General features: G+C 71.5%; 19 protein-coding genes. 13 read left to right on the top strand and 6 right to left on the bottom strand.

Annotated elements, in window-relative coordinates:
• Positions 1 to 65 precede the first annotated feature (65 nt).
• From ACIBSV_RS33585 to ACIBSV_RS33575, 3 genes are all read right to left on the bottom strand, one after another.
• Positions 66 to 1,316: a ricin-type beta-trefoil lectin domain protein gene (locus ACIBSV_RS33585; protein WP_395870005.1), complete on the bottom strand. Its 1,251-nt coding sequence runs from the start codon at positions 1,314 to 1,316 to the stop codon at positions 66 to 68.
• A gap of 347 nt (positions 1,317 to 1,663) precedes the next feature.
• Positions 1,664 to 2,815 carry a P1 family peptidase gene (locus ACIBSV_RS33580; protein WP_395869816.1) on the bottom strand — a complete coding sequence of 384 codons (1,152 nt, stop codon included), beginning with the start codon at positions 2,813 to 2,815 and terminating at the stop codon, positions 1,664 to 1,666.
• On the bottom strand, positions 2,812 to 3,567 hold the full coding sequence (locus ACIBSV_RS33575) for a TetR/AcrR family transcriptional regulator (RefSeq protein WP_395869814.1): 756 nt from the start codon (positions 3,565 to 3,567) through the stop codon (positions 2,812 to 2,814). The genes ACIBSV_RS33580 and ACIBSV_RS33575 overlap by 4 nt, the downstream gene beginning before the upstream one ends.
• Positions 3,568 to 3,668: 101 nt before the next feature.
• Here ACIBSV_RS33575 and ACIBSV_RS33570 point away from each other — a divergent pair, with 101 nt between their 5' ends.
• From ACIBSV_RS33570 to ACIBSV_RS33555, 4 genes are all read left to right on the top strand, one after another.
• Positions 3,669 to 3,911 (top strand): hypothetical protein, encoded by a 243-nt coding sequence (locus ACIBSV_RS33570; RefSeq protein ID WP_395869812.1) that lies wholly within the window; start codon positions 3,669 to 3,671, stop codon positions 3,909 to 3,911.
• A gap of 6 nt (positions 3,912 to 3,917) precedes the next feature.
• Positions 3,918 to 5,111, top strand: a complete 1,194-nt coding sequence (locus tag ACIBSV_RS33565) for an APC family permease (protein WP_395869810.1) — start codon at positions 3,918 to 3,920, stop codon at positions 5,109 to 5,111.
• A 268-nt stretch (positions 5,112 to 5,379) separates the two neighbouring features.
• The gene (locus ACIBSV_RS33560) at positions 5,380 to 5,913 is read left to right on the top strand and encodes a fluoride efflux transporter FluC (RefSeq protein WP_395869808.1); all 534 of its coding nucleotides are present in this window, start codon (positions 5,380 to 5,382) and stop codon (positions 5,911 to 5,913) included.
• A complete protein-coding gene (locus tag ACIBSV_RS33555) occupies positions 5,910 to 6,284 on the top strand; it encodes a fluoride efflux transporter FluC (protein WP_395869806.1) in 375 nt (124 codons plus the stop codon). The genes ACIBSV_RS33560 and ACIBSV_RS33555 overlap by 4 nt, the downstream gene beginning before the upstream one ends.
• Positions 6,285 to 6,403: 119 nt before the next feature.
• On the opposite strand, the gene ACIBSV_RS33550 is transcribed toward ACIBSV_RS33555, so the two are convergent.
• Positions 6,404 to 6,691, bottom strand: a complete 288-nt coding sequence (locus tag ACIBSV_RS33550; RefSeq protein ID WP_395869804.1) for an iron chelate uptake ABC transporter family permease subunit — start codon at positions 6,689 to 6,691, stop codon at positions 6,404 to 6,406.
• A gap of 100 nt (positions 6,692 to 6,791) precedes the next feature.
• Here ACIBSV_RS33550 and ACIBSV_RS33545 point away from each other — a divergent pair, with 100 nt between their 5' ends.
• The 3 genes from ACIBSV_RS33545 (at position 6,792) to ACIBSV_RS33535 (ending at position 10,482) form a co-directional block, all read left to right on the top strand.
• Positions 6,792 to 7,754, top strand: a complete 963-nt coding sequence (locus tag ACIBSV_RS33545) for a carbohydrate kinase family protein (RefSeq protein ID WP_395869802.1) — start codon at positions 6,792 to 6,794, stop codon at positions 7,752 to 7,754.
• A 137-nt stretch (positions 7,755 to 7,891) separates the two neighbouring features.
• Positions 7,892 to 10,105, top strand: coding sequence for a trehalose-6-phosphate synthase (locus ACIBSV_RS33540; protein WP_395869800.1), 2,214 nt, complete (start codon positions 7,892 to 7,894; stop codon positions 10,103 to 10,105).
• 245 nt (positions 10,106 to 10,350) lie between these two features.
• Positions 10,351 to 10,482 (top strand): hypothetical protein, encoded by a 132-nt coding sequence (locus ACIBSV_RS33535; RefSeq protein WP_395869798.1) that lies wholly within the window; start codon positions 10,351 to 10,353, stop codon positions 10,480 to 10,482.
• A gap of 10 nt (positions 10,483 to 10,492) precedes the next feature.
• On the opposite strand, the gene ACIBSV_RS33530 is transcribed toward ACIBSV_RS33535, so the two are convergent.
• Both ACIBSV_RS33530 and ACIBSV_RS33525 read right to left on the bottom strand, forming a co-directional pair.
• A complete protein-coding gene (locus tag ACIBSV_RS33530) occupies positions 10,493 to 10,633 on the bottom strand; it encodes an Imm7 family immunity protein (protein ID WP_395869796.1) in 141 nt (46 codons plus the stop codon).
• Positions 10,634 to 10,738: 105 nt separating this feature from the next.
• Positions 10,739 to 11,437 carry a TetR/AcrR family transcriptional regulator gene (locus ACIBSV_RS33525; protein ID WP_395869794.1) on the bottom strand — a complete coding sequence of 233 codons (699 nt, stop codon included), beginning with the start codon at positions 11,435 to 11,437 and terminating at the stop codon, positions 10,739 to 10,741.
• Positions 11,438 to 11,593: 156 nt separating this feature from the next.
• Between ACIBSV_RS33525 and ACIBSV_RS33520 the strand changes: the two genes are divergently transcribed.
• The 6 genes from ACIBSV_RS33520 (at position 11,594) to ACIBSV_RS33495 (ending at position 16,286) form a co-directional block, all read left to right on the top strand.
• Positions 11,594 to 13,054, top strand: a complete 1,461-nt coding sequence (locus tag ACIBSV_RS33520) for an MFS transporter (RefSeq protein WP_395869792.1) — start codon at positions 11,594 to 11,596, stop codon at positions 13,052 to 13,054.
• Between the two features lie 243 nt (positions 13,055 to 13,297).
• Complete coding sequence (locus ACIBSV_RS33515; RefSeq protein ID WP_395869790.1) at positions 13,298 to 13,669, top strand: DUF3703 domain-containing protein; 372 nt, start codon at positions 13,298 to 13,300, stop codon at positions 13,667 to 13,669.
• A gap of 281 nt (positions 13,670 to 13,950) precedes the next feature.
• Positions 13,951 to 14,133 (top strand): hypothetical protein, encoded by a 183-nt coding sequence (locus tag ACIBSV_RS33510; protein ID WP_331772050.1) that lies wholly within the window; start codon positions 13,951 to 13,953, stop codon positions 14,131 to 14,133.
• Positions 14,130 to 15,059: a sigma factor gene (locus tag ACIBSV_RS33505; RefSeq protein WP_395869788.1), complete on the top strand. Its 930-nt coding sequence runs from the start codon at positions 14,130 to 14,132 to the stop codon at positions 15,057 to 15,059. The genes ACIBSV_RS33510 and ACIBSV_RS33505 overlap by 4 nt, the downstream gene beginning before the upstream one ends.
• Positions 15,056 to 15,706, top strand: coding sequence for a hypothetical protein (locus ACIBSV_RS33500; protein WP_395869787.1), 651 nt, complete (start codon positions 15,056 to 15,058; stop codon positions 15,704 to 15,706). Before ACIBSV_RS33505 ends, ACIBSV_RS33500 begins: the two co-directional genes overlap by 4 nt.
• A gap of 217 nt (positions 15,707 to 15,923) precedes the next feature.
• Complete coding sequence (locus ACIBSV_RS33495) at positions 15,924 to 16,286, top strand: STAS domain-containing protein (protein WP_395869785.1); 363 nt, start codon at positions 15,924 to 15,926, stop codon at positions 16,284 to 16,286.
• Positions 16,287 to 16,454 lie beyond the last annotated feature (168 nt).

Here is a 16,454-nt window from a genome sequence, read left to right as displayed (position 1 = left end):
GGCACGCTTGCCGAGGCTCGCGTCAGCGATCGACGGGGAATTCCACCGTCCTGCTTCCGTCGTCCCTACCTGGGGACGTTCCAGAGTTGACCCTTGCCCGCGTTGGCGGAGTGCAGTTGCACCACGGTGCTGTTCGCGGTGTTGCCGCCCTTGACGTCGAGGACCTTGCCGCTCGCGACGTGAACGATCCGACCCTTGGCGTCGATCCGCCACTTCTGCGCGGCCGAGGCGTTGCAGTCGAACAGCGAGATCTTGTTGTTCTCGGTGCTCGCGTTGCGCGCGTTGTCCAGGCACTTGCCCATCGAGCGCAGTGTGCCGTCCGGGTGCAGGATCCAGGACTGGCCCGGGCCGGTGTTGCAGGTGTAGATCTGGATCTGGGTGCCGTTGGCCGGCTTGCCGCCCTTGACGTCCAGACACTTGCCGGCGATCCCGGTGACCTTGCCCTGCGGGGACACCGGAGCGCCCGCCGCGGCGGCCAGCGAGCGCAGACCCTGTACGTCGAACTGCTGTACGTACTGGCCCGCTCGGGAGTCCGGGTAGGCGTTCAAGCGCGTGCACATGACCGGGCTCTGACCCGAGTCCGTGCCCTTGACGCATTGTCCCGGCGAGTCGTCGGCGTGCGTCAGGCCCAGGGTGTGGCCCAGTTCGTGGCTGATGTGGTTCCGCATCTGGACCTCGCCGACGCGCGCGGTGGGCTTGCCGGCGGCGGTGAAGAAGGACGTGTTGATGTACGCGTGCCCGCTGGTGACCGTGTCCGGAGTGCTGCGCGAATGGAACCCGCAACTCCACCCCGGGGTACCGGATCCGTCCATGACGATCTTCCACGGACTGCCGTCGGTGGTCGTCACGCACGGGTTCAGGAACGCGCCGATCACGATTTCGCCCTTGGGGCGGACATAGTCGTGGCCGACCGGCTTGGTGTCCACCTTGATCGGCAGCGCGGTCTCGCGTTGGATCTCGGCTGCCGAGCGCTTGACGTACGGACCCAGCCAGTCGACGGACTTCTGGTCGTAGAACTTGATCGTGTAGCCGGTCGACAGGAGCTTCGTCGCGCCGGCCGACTTCCAACCGGGCCCGGACGGCGCCGCCGCGGCGGCGGAGACGGCCGCGCGTTGCTTGGTGGGGTTTACCGCGGGAATCGTCATCCGCCCGTTGACGAACGCGGTGCCGTCCACATCCGACCAGCCGGTGTCGGGTGGCTCGACCCCTTCCAGCGCCTGCTGGGTCGGCACCGGAGCCTCGGCGGTCGGAGCCGGCTTGGCGTCCTGGTCGCTCTGGTCGCCGAACGCCGAGCCCGAGAGCTGCAATCCACCCACGATCGCGGCGGTTGCCGCGAACGCGGCAACCAACGATATTCGGCGTTTCCCCGTGACTTTCAAATCCCCGTAACCCCCTCGTTCAAGGCCGTGGACGCGCCTTTCGGCGCCGGCCGAAAACCACCGTACAGGGAGGTACTCGGGCTGAATTCAGACCCGCGGGGCCCCGCGCCATCCGGCCGGCGCGGTCGCGTGAACGGGATGTCGGAGGCCGGATCCGACCCGGTGCTCCCGCGCCGAGCCGAGGCGGGCCGACGGCGCCTCGCCCCGGCGGATGGTGGGCGTGTGGTCCAGGCCGGAGGCGAGGTCCGCGTCGAGATGTGGCCGAACCGGTCGAGCACACGGCCTCAGCCGGCGACGTCGGGGCCTCGTTCGGCGAGCAGGGTGCGCAGGCGGGCATGCGGGAGGGCCGGGGTGCGGTGGCCGTTGTGGCCGGTGGTCTCCTCGGCGGTGACCAGGGCGTTGAGTACGGCCTCCTCGACGGCCTGCACGGTCGCGTCGTAGAACGGATCGATGCGGCCCCAGGGGATGTGGCGCAGCGTGTCGTAGTCCTCGTCCGTGGGTGGGGATTGCGGGAAAACGCTGGTCAGGGCACCGGGGTTGGCGGTGGAGAAGGCCAGGAAGATGTCGCCGGAGAAGTGGCTGCCGGTCGTGCCGGTCCGGGCCAGGCCCAGCGGAACCCGGCGGGCCAGGGCCTTGCACTGGCCGGGCAGCAGGGGAGCGTCGGTGCCGATCACCACGATGACCGAGCCGGCGCCGCCGGGGGCGAACCAGTCGGTGTCCTCCATCGGGTTGTCCTGGGTCAGCCGCCGGCCCACGGGGACGCCGGCGACGACCAGTTCGCGCCGCGCGCCGAAGTTGGCCTGGACGAAGGCGCCGACGGTGTAGCGGGCCGTCCCGTACTCCACCACCCGACTGGATGTCCCCGAACCCCCTTTGAAGCCGTAGCAGTTCATGCCGGTCCCGCCGCCCACGCAGCCCTCCTCGATCGGGCCGGAGGCGGCCGTGTCGATCGCGGCGATCGCGTGCTCGGCGCGGACGTGCGGGCCGTTGATGTCGTTGAGGTAGCCGTCCCAGGTCTCGGCGACCACCGGAAGCAGCCACTGCCGCGCGAGTTCGGGTCGGTTGGCCACCGTCCAGTCGACGACCCCCCGGTGCACGGGACCCACCGCGTGTGTGTTGGTGATCATCACCGGGCCCGCCAGGCTGCCGGTCTCGTCGAGCCAACTGCTGCCGGTCATCTCGCCGTTGCCGTTGAGCGTGTACCGACCCGCGGCGCACGGCAGGCCGACGCCGTCCCGGCCGCGCGGCAACACGGCGGTGACGCCGGTGCGCACCGACGACCCCTGGACCAGGGTCGTGTAGCCGATGCGGACTCCGGGGACGTCGGTGAGCGCGTTGGCCGGCCCGGGTGTGCCGTCGAGGCGGATGCCCAGGGCCCGGGCGCGTGGTCGACCCGACGGGGTGGAGGTCAGGGGGGATGGTGCGGGGGTGTTCACGCGGTGCCTTTCCGGGTGTCGTCGTCGGGAGCCCTGTGGCCACCGGTGCCGTGGTCGGCCGCGTCCGGGGCCGGCGTGCCCTGGCCGGGCACGTCGTGGCCCGGTGCGTCCCGGCCCGGTGCGTCGGGATCGGGGACGGCTCGGTCCGGGCGCAGGTCGGGGCAGTCGGTGGCCTGGCGGGCGTGGGCCAGGATCAGGGCCAGGGCCCGCTCGGGCGGCAGCGAGGAGTTGCGGCTCACGATGTGCAGGCCGTAGCCGTCCTCGAGGGTGACCAGGTTCGCGGCCACGTCCCGGATCGGTTCGGTGAACCGGAAGTGGCCCTGGGCCTGCCCGATCTCCAGGATCGAGCCGTACATGGCGACCTGTCGGTCGTACAGGCTCTGCGCCAACGTGGCGTATTCGCTCTCGTCGCGAGCGGCGGCGCTGAACTCGTACAGGACGACCGCGAGTTCGTCCTCCGGACCGGCCGGCAGGCCGCGCCGTGCGCAGGCCACGAGCTTGTCGCGGGCGTCGGGCAGCCGGGAGGCGGTGTCGGTGCGGGACGTGTAGAAGCGGTCCGCGGCCTGTTGGTACACCTGCCGCAGCAGGTCGCCCAGGTCGCTGAAGTAGTAGCTGACCGACCCCCGGGCGACGCCCGCCACCTCGGCGATGTCGGCCACCCGCAACTGGGCCAGACCGTGCCGGCCGACCGCCGCGGTGGCCGCGTGGACCAGTTGCTCACGTCTCGCCGTCTGGTTCCTCGGTCGCGCCATGCATCGTTCCTTGTCCTGATTGCCAAATTATAGGGTGCCCATTGACGTGGAAGTCTTCCATAACGTTGACTCCGGCGTCAAAGAACTGACAAGGGAGCCTCATGGCCGATTCCGATGGCAGTCAGACGCCCGCCGGCACCTCGCCGGCACAGCCGGCGGCCTACGCCCAGGACCTGTCCCGCTCGCTCGGCCTGCGCGAGAACATGTTCATCACGCTGTCCTCGATCACGCCCGCGTCGAGCGTCTTCATCATCATGCCGTCGGCGATCAGTGGGCTCGGTGGCGCCGCGGCCCTGGCGTTCGCGCCGGCGGCCGTCGCCGGGATGCTGATGGCCCTGTGTTAGGCCGAGTTGTCCAGCGCGTTCCCGATCACCGGCGGCGAGTATGCCTTCGCCGCGCGCACCCTCGGCCGGTCCACGGGCTTCGCGCTGTTCGCGCTCGGCCTGCTCGGCGGAGTCCTGACGGTGGCGGTGATCGCGCTGGGCACCGGCGACTACCTGGGTGTGGTGTGGGGCTCGCTCGGCGGAAAGCGGACCGGGCTCGCCGTCATCGCCTTGGCCTCGCTCGTCGCCGTCCTGGGCATTCGCCTCGACGCCTGGGTCACCGGGGTCTTCCTGGCGGTCGAGCTCGCGGCGATCGCGGTGCTCGCCTGGCTCGGCCTGGTCCACGTCGAGCAGCCGGTGTCCACGCTGTGGACGGCGCACGCCCTGGGGGAGGGCAACATCCTGGTCGGCGCCTCGGCCGGGCTCGTCGTGTCCTTCGCCGCCACGGCACTGTTCGCCTACAACGGCTACGGCACCGCCGTGTACTTCGCCGAGGAAACCCGGCAGGTCTCCTCGATCGGCAAGGTCGTGATGTGGTCGCTCGGCATCACCGTGGTCGCGGAGTGCCTTCCGCTGGTGGCCGTACTCCTGGGCACGCCGAGTACGAGCGAACTCATGGCGGCCCCGTCCCCGATGAACTACTTCCTGCTCGAACGCGGCGGCGACGCGAGGAACACCGTCGTCAGCCTGGGCATAGCCATCGCCATCGTCAACGCGGTGATCGCGATCATGCTGCAGGTCGGCCGCCTGCTGTACTCCTCCGCCCGCGACCGGGCCTGGTCCGACGTGGTGGGCAGGCCGCCGGCCGCCGTGCACCCGCGGCTGCGCACTCCCGTCCTGGCCACCCTGGTGATGGGCGGCGCCGCGATCGTGGTCGCGTGGCTCGTCCCGCTCGACACCCTGATCCTGGCCACCGGAGCGAACCTGGTGGTGCTGTACATCTTCGTCGCCGTCTCCGCGCTGTACGGCCGGATCAGGGGGACCACCGCCCACGCGACCTACCGGATGCCGGCCTGGCCGTGGGTACCGCTGGGCGTGATCGGCGTGATGGCCTACGTGCTGTACGAATCGATCGACGCCGACCGGCGCCCGGTCGGGATCGCCGTGGCCATGGTCGCGGCGGGCTACCTCTACTACTACGCCTACCTGCACCCCAGGCGCGGGCACCGCTGGACCATGCCCGATCCCGTCCGCGACGCGACCGACCCGGCGATGCGCTAGCGAATCCCGCCCGGACGGAAGGACAGCCGGCCCCGCCTTTCGCCCAAGCCGGCCCCCCTGGCCGACCGGCCCGGCGGGGTTGCCACGCGCCCGACTTCCGCCGCGCATGTCGGTATCCTGACCGTGCGGCGGTCCGGTGGGCGGCCGCACGGCGGTGGGGCCCGCCGTACCCGAACCGCGACCCGGTCGCCAACGGTCCCTACCTGACCTTCCCCGTGCGTGCCCGCGCGCCACGGGGCCAAGTCGATCAGGTGGGAGCCTGAACGCCGTGCATCCTGACCAGCGCCCCGATCAACACGCCGAACCCGCCGCGCCGGGCGGGTGGCAGGCCGAGCCGGTCGACCCCGACACCGCGATCGACCCGTGGCCGCCGCCCGGGCCGCGCCGCCGGCAAGCCGAGATCCTCGCCGCGATCGCGACGGGCGGTGTGATCGGCGCGTGTGCCCGCTATGGCGCGACCCTGATCTGGCCGACCGCACCGGGCACGTTCCCGTGGACCACCTTCTGGATCAACGTCACCGGGAGCGCCCTGATGGGCGTGCTCATGGTGCTGATCACCGAACGCGCCACCGCCCACCCCCTGGTGCGGCCCTTCCTCGGCACCGGCGTCCTCGGCGGCTTCACCACCTTCTCCACCTACGCCGTCGACGCCCGACACCTGATCGACGACGGACGCGCCGGCGTCGCGTCGGCCTACCTCGCGGCAACCCTCGCCGCCGCCCTGTTCGCGCTGTGGGGTGCGGCCGGCCTCACCCGATGGCTCGCCCCGCCCCGCGCCGCCCGGAAGGCGGGCACGGCGTGAACTGGCTCATGGTCATCACCGGCGCCCTCGTCGGCGCGCCCCTGCGCTACCTGACCGACAAGGCCATCCAGGCCCGGCACGAAGGCGTCTTCCCGTGGGGCACGCTCGCGGTGAACCTGGCCGCCTGCACCGGGCTCGGCTTCCTGACCGGCGCCGCCACCGCCACCACCGTGCCCGCGGCCCTCCAACACCTGATCGGCCCCGGGCTGTGCGCGACGCTCAGCACGTACTCCACCTTCTCCTTCGAGACCGTCCGCCTGACCGAGACCGGCGCGAAAGCGTTCGCCGCCGCCAACGTGATCATCGGCATCGCGGCGGGCCTGGCCGCGGCCTACCTCGGTGCCACCCTGGCCGAAGCGACATTCACCTGACCCGGTGCGCCGACCCGGTGGCGCCGTGCGCGGTGCGGTTTCCGCCTCCGGGCGTGTCGCCGCCCCGGTCACACGGGACGTGTCCTCGGTCCGCCGGGCCGGCGAAGGGCCTCGTTTCGTCAGGATCGGGTTCGGCGTGACTCGGCGAGGAGCAGGCCCAGCAGATAGAGGCCGCCGAGGGATCCCGTGGCCACGCCCACCGGCAGCACGCCGGCGGTGAACAGGCGCTGTACGGCCAGGTCGCTCGCGGTGAGCAGGACGGCTCCCATGAGGGCGGCGTTGACCAGTCCCGGGCCGGGGGACCGTACCAGGCGGCGGGAGAGTTGCGGGGCGGCCAGCGCCACGAACCAGACCGGGCCGGTGGCGGCGGTGGCGACCGCGGCCAGTGCGACACCGACCAGCAACATGACTGGCTTTCGGATGCGGTGGATTTCACGTCTTGTCGACTCATGTGCAGGGACGCCCGACGCTCGACGCCCGGGACGAGGGTGGGGCGATGATGCGGGCATGGGTATCTCCGAGGCTCGTTGCGATGTGCTGGTTGCCGGGGCGTACTTCGCCGATCTGATCTTTCGTGAGCTGCCCCGGACGGTGGCCGTGGGGCGTGAGACGTTCGCCGGCGGGTTCGAGATGTTGCCCGGTGGCGCCTTCAACCCGGCGATGGCGCTGCACCGGCTGGGGGACGACGTGGTGTGGGCCACCGACTTCGGGAACGACGAGTTCAGTCGGCACGTCCTGGCCGGGGTTCGGGCCGCGGGGTTGTCCGAGTCCGGATTCCGGCACCATCCGCAGCCCGTGCGCAGTGTCACGGTCGCGCTCTCGTACACCGCGGACCGGGCCATGGTCAGCTTTCAGGACCCGGTGACACCGCGCCCGGTGGACGAACTGGTGCGCGTGCACCGGCCGCGGGTCCTCGTACTGCCCGAACTGCGGTATGGCCCGGGGGTCGTGGAGACGCTGCGTGCGGTGCGGGAGGCGGGCACGTCGATCTTCATGGACTGCCAGGATGTTCCGGTCACGCTGGAGACGCCGACCGTGCGTGAAGTCCTGGCGTGTGTGGACGTCTTCGCGCCCAACGTCGACGAGGCGCTGCGCCTTACCGGTGCCGCCACGCCGGACGACGCGGCGACGTTGCTGGGCGAGCTGGTGAGCACGGTCCTGATCAAGCGCGGGAAGCACGGTGCGATCGCGCTGCGGGCCGGGAATCGGATCGCCGTTCCCGCCGCGCCGGTTCGCGTCGTGGACACCACGGGTGCCGGCGATTGCTTCAACGCCGGGTTCGTGCACGGCCTGCTCGCCGGCTGGGATCTGCCCCGATCTCTGGCAGCGGCAGTGGCCTGCGGATCGGCGGCGGCTACGGCTCCGGGATCGGGCGGGGCCCTGGACGCCGACGAACTGTCCGCGTGGCTCGCCCCGGCTGAGCCGGTGCCGCCGCTCCGAGGGACGCAACTTGAGCATCACCCCTGGTAGTTGCGGTACTCCCCACGGTTGCGCGCGCGTGTTAGCGTTTCGAGGTCGTCGGTCGACCACATTCTCCGGCTCATCGGGCGGAGCGCGTTTTGCACGTGGGTCGATCGACATTCGTTTGTGTGTGGGGTGTTCGTGGCGTGCTCATCGGTCCGTCGGGGGGTGTGGTGAGAGTCCTGGTCACCGATCTGGACGGCACGTTGTTGGGCGGTACGGACGCCGAACGCCTGCGGCTGCACGGGATCCTGTCGCGTCATCCCGAGATCACGGTGGTCTTCGCCACCGGCCGCGGACTGGCCTCGGTGCGCCAGGTGCTGGCCGACCCGCTCGTGCCCAGGCCACGGTGGGTCGTCGCCGACGTCGGAGCCAGCCTGGCCGACGGCAGGGACCTGAGTACCGTCGCGGATCTGCAGTCCCGATTGCGCGCGGGCTGGCCCGGTGCGGCACGGGTGCGCGACGGGCTCTCCGGATTCCCCGCTCTGAGGTATCAGGACGGGGTAGCGCAGGAGGGACGGTGTTCCTTCGAACTGCCTCCCGGGGAGTTGACCGATGAACTCAGCGCGGCGGTGGCCGCGTTGGGGTGCTCGTGGGCGTACTCGGCCGATCGCTACTTCGACGTTCTGCCCCCGGGGGCGAGCAAGGGCGCGGCGGTGGAGGCCCTGGCGCGCTCGTTGCATTGGGAACGGGCGGACATGCTGGTCGCGGGCGACTCGCTCAACGACCTGTCGATGTTCGGAATCGGCGCGCACGGTGTGGTGGTCGGTGGCGCCGAGCCCGCCCTGGAACGGGCGGTGGCCGGCGACGAGAGGGTGTACCGCACCGAACAGCACGGCGCGGCCGGGATCGTGGCCGCGTTGCGGAACCTGGGTTGGGTGGAGCCGGAACACGCGTTGGTCGTGGGCTATCACCGACCGCCCCGGATATGGACCTCCACGGGGTGGTGCGCTCCGGTCAGCCCGAACGGGATCCTGCCGACGTTGTGTTCGGTTCTCGGTGCGGAACACGGGGACAGCTCCCAGGTGTTGCCGGCGCTGTGGGTTGCGGGGGCGGTGGGGGAGGGGGACCATCTGGCCGGTGCCGGTGCCGGTGCCGGTGCCGGTGCCGGCGTTGGTGTGGGTGTGGGTCCGGGTTCGGGTTTCGGTCCTGGGGGCGGAGACGACGATCTCGGTCTCGCGTTGTCCTTGCAGCGGTTCGAACCTGCGGCGTGGTCGGCCTACTTCCACCGGGCCTGCAAGGAAACGTTGTGGCCGGCGCTGATGTCGCAGCCGGAACGCGTGCGCTTCGACAGTGCCGCCTGGGTCGAGTACCGAACCGTCAACCGCCGCTTCGCCGAACACATCGCGGCCCGGGCGGCCGAGCGGGCGACCGTGTGGCTGCACGACTACAACCTGTGGCTCGTACCGGGACTCCTGCGCGCGTCGCGGCCCGACCTGCGGGTGGGCCTTTTCCATCACACGCCGTTCCCGCCGGCCCGGATCTTCGACTCGCTGCCGGTAGCGGCCGAGGTACGAACTTCGCTGACGGCACTGGACTGGGCCGGGTTCCAGACCGAGGGATTCGCCGCGAACTTCCGGGCCACACTGGGCGATGCCGGTAGGGCGCCGCGGGTGGGTGTGCATCCGCTGGGTGTCGACCGCGCGGCTATCGACGCGATGGTGCGGTCGCGCGGGCCGCAGGCTCCGTCCGCCGTGGGTCACTTGGTGCTTTCCGTCGAGCGCTTGGACTACGTCAAGGCCCCCGAGCGCAAGGTCGCCGCCGTCGCCGCGCTTCTGGCCTCCGACCCGGACCTGCATGGTCGCTTCCGGTTCCGTCTGGTCTGCCCGCCGCCCGAACCCGGCATCACCGCCCACGATTCGACCCGCGTCGCCCTCGAACGTCGCATCGCCGACGTGAACGCCCGGTTCGGCACCGCGACCTGGCAACCGGTCGAATACCTCCCGTACAACCTCTCGTTCGTCGAGGTCGTGGACCACTACCTCGCCGCGGACGTGTTCTGGGTGACGTCGCTCCAGGACGGGATGAACCTCACCGCGAAGGAGTATGTGGCGGCCCAATCGGCCGCGGGCGGCAACGGCGTGCTGGTGCTGTCCCGCTACGCCGGAGCAGCCGAGGAACTCGCCCACGGCGCCCTCCTCACCGACCCCCGCTCGCCGGCCGACCTCGTGTGGGCGCTCCGACGGGCACTGCGAATGCCCCGCCGCGAACGCCGCACCCGCATGATCCACCTGTCGACCGCCCTCGGCCACGACCACCCTCGAAACTGGGCGGCCGGGATCATCGCGGCCATAGAGACCGACGACGCCGTCGACGCGAACTCAGGCCCTGTCGCCGCCGCGCCCGCAAGCATCGCGTAGCGCCGCAGATGGTCGGCGCGCGTCCCTGTGGGTGAACGTCCGCCCTGTGTGCCGTGGGGACGGTTCGTGCATCGGCGCACCTCGACCGGTTCGGTGCGCGCGAGATCGGCGCAGGCGGCCGTCGGTGTCGTGAACGCCTGTCGGGTGTGGGCAAGTTGGACCCCGCCTGGCCGGTTGAGTTCGTGTGCTCAGCACCAGGAGAGCGAGACGCCAGTGGATAGGCAGATTGTATGGTTAACAGGCCCATGCGTGACATCACCGGAATCCATGGGCTCAGGCAGACCTTCACCCTCGACAGGTTGAAAATCAAGGTGGATCCGCAACAGTCGTGGGCGCGGGTGGGGGTTCGCGCCGATCCCGCACGGGGCGGCCGGTGAATCGGTCGGGTCATTCCTCGTAGGGATCCTCGAGGGTCGGGACGCACGGTGACAGCAGCGGCTCGGTGTGCTCGGTCACGTTTCCGCGAGCGAGCCCCAGGACGCGGAACTCGTTGTCGTGAGCGGGGTCCTCGTCGTCGCGGATGTGCACCGGAACGGTAAGTCCGTTGATGATGGCGGCAGTTGCGCGCGGGCCGCCCAGGTTTTGTCGGTGCCTTCGGGTGAGGGGGCTTCGGCCCGGTTTCGATGCCGGTGCTCAGTCGGTGCCGGGGGAGTCGGTCGGCGTGGTCTGGGCGAGGAGTCCGTCGACGAGGGCGCGCAGTCCCTGGGGGTAGCTGTCGCGGGCGCCCTCCTCGGCCCACAGGTGGGCGACGGCGGCGAGGTGGGGGACCCGGGTGGCGTCGAAGATTTCGCGGTAGGCGGGGTGCTCGTTGTTCTCCCGGGCCCGGGCGCTGTGGGCGCGGACGAGGACCTCGCCGATGGTGTAGTACCAGATGTCGCGGAACACGCGGACGGTCTGCGCGGGTGTGCAGCCGTGGTCGCGGGCGCCGCCGACGATGGCGTCGACCATCCACAGTGCCGATTCGTCGAGGAGGCCGACGAAGCCGTCGGCCGAGAGGATCTCCGCGGCCCAGGGCCAGGAGGCGAGCGCGTCGTGCATCGCGGTGGCGGCCGTGAGGATGCGCTCGCGCGGGTCCTCGGGGAGCGGTGGGCGTTCGATCTCGTCGATGTAGCCGTTGAGCAGCAGGACCAGCAGGTCGTCCTTGCCGCGGATGTGGTGGTACATGGTCGTCGCCCCGATGCCGGTCTCGGCGGCGAGCCGGCGCACGGTCAGTTTCTCCCAGCCGTCCCGGTCGATGAGCCGGCGCGCCGCCGTCAGGATCTGCGCGCGGGAGGTCACGGGCGGGCGGCCGGTGCGGCCGTGCGGTACGGGCGACGGGAGCGGTGAGGGCATCGCCCCATCATGCCGCTCCACCCTCTTGCGCCGCGAAACCGGTGCGGGGTCGGCCATGGGCGGTCGGCCGTTCCCGGGTCGACAGCGGCCTGCCTCGATGTTACTTTCGGAACATGTTCGAAAAGACATTCGGCGGCACGGGGGACGGAGTTCGCGATGACGAATAGGACGAATGCTTCGAGTGGCCGGCCGGGGCTCACGCTCGCCGTGGTGGCCGTCGTGCAGTTCATGGTGTCGCTGGACCTGTCCGTCGTGAACGTCGGACTTCCCGAGATCGCCGCCGGTCTCGGCTTCGGTGCGGTGGGCCTGACCTGGGTGATCCACGCCTACGCCCTCACGTTCGGCGGGCTGCTCCTGCTGGGTGGCAAGGCCGCCGACCGGTACGGCCGCAAACGGGTGCTGCTGCTCGGGCTGGGCCTGTTCGGCCTGGCCTCGCTTCTCGGTGGCTTCGCCCGGGAGCCCGGCCAACTCGTCGCCGCCCGAGCCGCACAGGGCATCGGGGCCGCCGCGCTGGCCCCGGCCGCGTTGGCGCTGCTGACGGCGACGTTTCCCACCGGCAAGGCCCGCGTCCGGGCCTTCGGGGTATGGAGCGCGACGAACGCCGCGGGGGGCGCCTTCGGCGTCCTGATCGGCGGCCTGCTCACCGAGTACGCCGGCTGGCGCTGGGTGATGTTCGTGAACGTGCCGATGGCGGCCTGCGCGCTGGCCCTGGCGTGGCGCGGCATCACCGAGAGTGCGCCGACCTCGCGAGGAGGGCGCCCCGACGTACTCGGTGCCGTCCTGGTCGCGGCGGGCATGACCCTGCTGGTGTTCGGTGTCGTGCGCACCGATCGGTATGCGTGGACCTCGCCGGTCACCCTGACCACCCTGGCGGTCGCCGTCGCGCTGCTGGTGGCGTTCATCCAGGTCGAGCGGACCACCGCGCGTGAACCCCTGATCCGACTCGGCCTGTTGGCCAATCGCGCCGTGGCCGGTGCGAACGCCTACAACCTCCTGGTGGGCGCGGCCATGGCCTCGGCCTTCTACTTCGCGTCCCTCTACCTGCAACGAGTGCTCGGGACGGGCGCGGCGCTGACCGGGACCATGTTCCTGCCGCTCGCCTTCGGCGTGATCGCCGGTTCCGTGGTCGCCGTCAAACTCGGCTACCGCTTCGCTCCGCGCCACCTGTTGGTGGCCGGCGGACTCCTGACCGCGACCGGACTCGCATGGTTCGGCCGGATCGGCCCCGACGGCAGCTTCGCCGGCGACGTCCTGGGGCCCTCGATCGTCGCCGGCCTCGGCTTCGGGTTGTGCCTCGGACCGGTCGTCTCCATCGCCACCGCCGGCGTCGCGCCGCACGAGGCCGGCACCGCGTCGGGCCTGCTCGCCAGTTCACGCCAGATCGGCGCTTCGCTCGGACTCGCCGCCCTGGGCACCGCCGCGCACGAGCGCACCGGTGACACCGGTACGCGCGAGGCCCTCAACGACGGATACGCGCTCGGCCTGACCCTCGGCGCCGTGCTCCTGGTCGTCGCCGCCGTCATCGCCCTCACCGTCCTGCGTCGGACCAGCCCGCCGTCACGAGTCGACCAGGTCGACCGAACCGACGACCGCGATCCCGTCCCCGCACGGGACTGACCGGAGGCGCGACGCGTCGAGAAGGGACGGGGAGTCGGATCCCCGTCCCTTCCTGATTGTTCGGCATCGAATCAATTGCTCAGCATATCTTGACCATTTGCGGCACGGGGGGCCGGCTGGGCCGCCGCCGCCCACGTGCCCAACTCGGCCGATGCGCACGGCGGGTGCGCGTCCGCGTGGGTGTTGTCCCGGTGTTCCGGTCCTGTTGCGCCGCCGCATGCACCCCTACGCGAGAGGATCGACATGCCGAAGATGCCTCATGGCGTACGCGTCGCGCTGGACGCGGAGTTGGCCGCCGCCCGCGCCGCCGGGCCGGGAACGCGGGGGTGGGCGCATCTGGAGCGGGCGCACATCCTGTCCCAGCCGTGGGCGTGGCCACACGTGCGTGCGCACGGAGCGATGCTCGCCCGCGCGGTGCGTACCCGCGACCCGCGCGAGGCGGTCGGCCAACTCGTCCGGCTCGCGGTCGCCGCGCCCGGGTCGGCCACCGGGCGCTACCCGGTCGGGAACACCGGCCGGGCGAACGTATCCATGAGCGCTCCGATGTCGACCCCTGCGGACCTCGCCGACCTGTTCGCCGCCGCTGTCGGTCTGGCGCGCACCCGCCCGCGATGAGCCCGCCCGTGCCGCCGACCGTGAACGGCCGTTTGTCCGGGGCCTTCGTCAACTCGCTTGCGCCGCCGCGCGGTTACAGCCGTCGGCGTTTTTCCTGGTGGTGCGAGAACGTGTGGTCGTTCGGGCGTGGTGGGTGAGATTTTGCGGTTTCGACTTGGACGCGGGATGCCCGGTGGGCGAGTTATGGGGTGAGAGGCCCTCGGGCCTCGTGGACGCCGCCGGGGACAAGCGCTTCGTCCCCGGCAGGGTCCGCGCCGGACTTCACGGAAGGATGCGCTGCCTTGAACGAAATTCTCGGCCCCGAGGCCAGACAACTGTGGCTGGTCATAGGCGTGCTGGTCGTCGTCGTGCGCGCGCCGCTCGGTGCCCTGATGCGCGGCACGGCGTTCCCCGAGCCGAACCACCGTTGCGGCTCCGGGCATCGCCGGACGCGCCCCGCGCGCGGCAAGGGCGGCGGACGATGACCGAACCGCTGCGCCCCGACCAGGCCCGAGTCGTGGAAATGGACCCGGTGGACCTGGTGGACCTCCTGCGCGTCGACTTCGTGGCCTTCTGCCACAGCCACCACCCGACCCTGACCCGCTTCGCGTACGACCACCTCGGATCGCGCCCCGAGGCCGAGGACATCGTCGCCGAGGTCCTCCTGGCCCTGTACCGGCGCTGGGACGACGTACTGCGCGAGCCCGCCCCGCCGGTCAAGCGCGCGTTCCGCATGCTGACCGACGCCCTCGAGGACCGTCGCCTGCGCCGCGACCTCGTCCGCGACTCGCTCGACCGCGACTCGCTCGGACGATGGCGTCCCGCCCCGGGCGGCCCGGTCCTCGACGCGCCCAAGGACTTCGTACGGTTCTGTCGCGAGCACCAACAGACGCTGACCGACCACGCCTGGAAACAACTGGGCTGTCCGCACGACGCCGACGAGGCGGTCGCCGACGTCCTGCTCGCCCTGTCCCGACGCTGGCCCGAGATCGTCCGTCATCCCGGGCCGCCGCTCGCGCTCGCCTACGAGATCCTGCGCCGGCGCGTCGTCGACATCCGCCGCCGCCGCGGGCGCAGCCTCGAGGTACCGATCGACTTCACCGCTCCCGGCGCCCCCGACGTCGCCTCCACGACCACCGCGGACCCGGCCGCCCTCGTCCCGCAGCTGGACACCCTCGACCGCACCATCGCCGCCATGCCCGCCAAACGCGCCACCTGCGCCCGCCTGCACCTGGTGATGCAACTGCCCCTCCAGGACGTCGCCGACTACCTGGGAGTGACCATCTCCACCGTCCGCAGCCACGTCCACGCGGCCCGCAAACAACTCGCCGGCGCCCTCGACCGAACCCGGCACGCCCCACCGGCCCCCACCCCACCGACCCCCACGCACCCTCGGGAACCCAACGCATGAACGACCTGACCCCGCTCGACCGCGCGCTCCAACAGCGCCGTCGCGACATGGACACGGCCTTCGCCGACTACGACCCCGCCGCCGCCACCCGCCGCCTGGCCGACCTCATCGTCCAGGAGGAACTCGTGGCCGCACTGGTCCGGCCCGCCGGCATCGGACGCCCGCGCGGCGCGGGTTTCACGGACGCCCACGCCGCGCAGAACGCCGCCGCGGCGGAACTCGAACAGTTCTGCCAGGCGATCGTCGCCCGACCGACCACCGGCCCCCTCCTCGGGGATTTCGTGCAAAGGCGCATTCCCGCGGGGGCGCTGGTGTTCGGATGTCTGCTGTACCTCACCGGGCGGCCCGCACCCGCCGCGTTCTGGTGGAGGTACGCCGCCGGCGCCGACACCGTCGAGGCGATGCGCCTGCTCACCCTGCACCATCGGGTCGAGGGCGAACCCGAGGACGCCCACCACTGGGCCGGCCGCCTGCACGCGGCCACGCCCGCCCCGGTGCCGGCCGAGATCGAGGGCGCGGGCGATCCGCAGGCGTACGTCGCGCGTGTGGAACCGGGCATCGAGGAGGTCGACGATCCCGACCTCGGCGAGATCTGCCGACCCAACGACCGCTTCCCCCGTCTGCTCGCCGCCGCCGGACACGTCTAGGCAGGTTCGGGGCGGGTTCGGGGGATCTCGACGCGGCGCGGGCGCCGCGCGGTCGCGGTGCCGGACGATACGGCCGCGCCGGGATCCCCCGGACCGGAGTCGGCCGACACCTCGCCCCGCCGACGCGGTGGGCGGTACCCGGAACCGCGCCGGGTTCCGCCCGCCACGTCCGCCATGCCCCGCACGCCCACCCGCCGCCAGGAAGGTCGCTTCCGCCATGACCCGCACGCACCGAGCCCTCGCCCGCCCGCGCCTGGCGACGCGATCGCACGGACTCCACCTCGTAGTCACCCCACGCGGTGAACTCGACGTGGCCACCGTGCTCCCGCTCACCCGCGCCCTGGACGCCCTGACCGGAATCGACCGACCCCACGTGATCGTCGACCTGGGCGAGGTGACCTTCCTCGGAGCCCGCGCCATTTCCGTGCTGGCCCGAGGCCGCGAGCGCGCCCACGCCCGCAACGGCGACCTGCGCCTGTTCCGGGTCGACCCGTTCGTCCGGCACGTTCTGCAACTTCCGGGCCTGCGAGCGGACTTCGACATCATCGACGCTCTTCCCGCGCTGCCGGGCGAGTCTTGACAGGGAGATCCGTGACCACGCGGGCCGGTACCCCGCGCACGGCGCCGGCCCACGCGGCGGGGTGTCGGCGGTGTCCGGGAAAACGACGAGGCCGGGGCGCCCGACGGCACCCCGGCCTTGCAAGTCGAGGGCGAGGAAAGCGAAGGGACTGGTTCAAGGAGTGAGAAG

The sequence above is a fragment of the Embleya sp. NPDC050154 genome (genome assembly GCF_044460165.1).
GTDB lineage: Bacteria > Actinomycetota > Actinomycetes > Streptomycetales > Streptomycetaceae > Embleya.
Note: the sequence above shows the minus strand (reverse complement) of the source record. Positions and strands in the feature narration are given on the sequence as shown.